The 1,657-nt window shown below is 36.0% G+C and carries 1 protein-coding gene; it reads right to left on the bottom strand.

Annotated features, from left to right (window positions below; genetic code table 11):
• Window positions 1–188 precede the first annotated feature (188 nt).
• Window positions 189–1,406: an IS110 family RNA-guided transposase gene (locus tag ACFX4I_RS26350; protein WP_377424184.1), complete on the bottom strand. Its 1,218-nt coding sequence runs from the start codon at window positions 1,404–1,406 to the stop codon at window positions 189–191.
• Between the last annotated feature and the right edge of the window lie 251 nt (window positions 1,407–1,657).

Genomic DNA, 1,657 nt, shown 5'->3' with positions numbered 1-1,657 from the left:
GCTCATGCCTTTCTTACGATTAGTCAATGTCTTTGTTTGAATTAATTTATTAGTATTTAGAATGTACAGAGTGTTCAGGGTTACTAATAATAATTGGGTGACGAATTGTTAAATAAATGCATACAAAATAGACCTAGCCAACTTGGATTTTTTTACTAGGTCATTTGATTATGTTATTATTTATAAAACTATGATTTGGAGGCCAACCCGTAATCATAGTTCATATTGTGTGAAATAAGAAAGAAGATGTTCTTCAAAAGCTTATTCACACAGGCGATGGACGCAACTTTATGACATTTGTTATAGGGTTGCGTTTTTAATTTGTCGTAATACTCAACGATATGATTCCGTCCGTAACGTCTCTGTTTAATCATGTTCTGAATTATTAGGAACAGCAGTTTTCGTAAGTGTTTATTACCACGCTTATTAATTTTGTCCTTAAAATAGGTTTTTCCTGATTGGAATCGGCGTATGTCAATACCCGCATAAGCATTTAATTGTTTGTTATTCTCAAAACGGTGGATGTCTCCGATTTCTGCTATTAAGCGAACTGCTGTATTGGGGCCAATGCCTGGAAAACTCAAGATCACCTTGTATTCGCTGCGTTTTTCTGCTAATTGGACCATATCATTAATACATTGTTCCTTCTGTTGGAGAAGTTCTTGATAACGTCTAGCGTATGACCGTAGTTGCTCGCACAAAACATCCGATGAAGAAACAGCTGGATAGGACTGCTGGGACGCCTCAATTAGTGCGATTGCTTTCTTTTCTGCCATCGCACCCGAGATATTTTTATTTGTATTGGCACGTATTTTATTTTTAATAATTGTTTTTGAAAGTCCCTGAACAAAATCTGGATGTGGAAACAATTGGACAATGTTTAGAAATAAATCAGATTTAATGGTGAAGAGTTTTTCCAGTTCAGGAAAGGTCAACTGAATGACTTTATGCATGCGACTACGAGTTACCGATAATTCATCATCAAGCTCACTGTAAAATCTCGAAAGTGACTTCAACTGTTGAAACAGGGTGTCTGTCCCGTTTGTCTCCCTTCGGGAGACAGAGAAGTGAGTTAAAGCCAATTGATGGGCATCACTTTTATCAGTTTTATGAATCCTTAAGGCATCACATTGCTTTTTAGCCTCTAGAGGGTTTAAAAGGCAGTAGGAATAATAGTTATCACGCATAAAGCGTTCCAATTGCCGAGAATAGACACCAGTTGATTCGAACACAATATAAGGTTGGTCCTCATATCCTTCGGTTAATTCATCAATCCGAGCTCTTAACTTTTCAAACTCAGGTTTGGTGTGTTTAATTTCAGCTTCATAAATACATTTTTTCAAGCCATTATAAATGACCATGTAACTCTTTCCCATACTCACGTCAAAGGCAATTACATGTTTCATGTTATCCTCCTACAATTTTCTTAAATTGAAGCCTTCATCTTACACTTATCGACTCTAATTTCTTATACACGATCTCTAGGATCCAACATACTAAAACCTGATTCAAATAAGGTAAATGAAGAAGGTCCGTTTTAATTACGGATTCTAGATCCTAAGGCATGATCGACCTATTCTTCATTTCTACTATATAAAAAATAGTAGTGTGGACCAATGCCTTGGTCCGCACTACTAATCTTAGTATGTTTTAATTT

The organism is Peribacillus sp. YIM B13472, from assembly GCF_042788005.1.
In the GTDB taxonomy this organism is placed as follows: domain Bacteria; phylum Bacillota; class Bacilli; order Bacillales; family DSM-1321; genus Peribacillus; species Peribacillus simplex_E.
Note: the sequence above shows the minus strand (reverse complement) of the source record. Positions and strands in the feature narration are given on the sequence as shown.

What these genes read in the sequence shown, in the direction of transcription:
- ACFX4I_RS26350 (WP_377424184.1), bottom strand. Translation starts at nt 1,406, where the DNA reads ATGAAACATGTAATTGCCTTTGACGTGAGTATGGGAAAGAGTTACATG.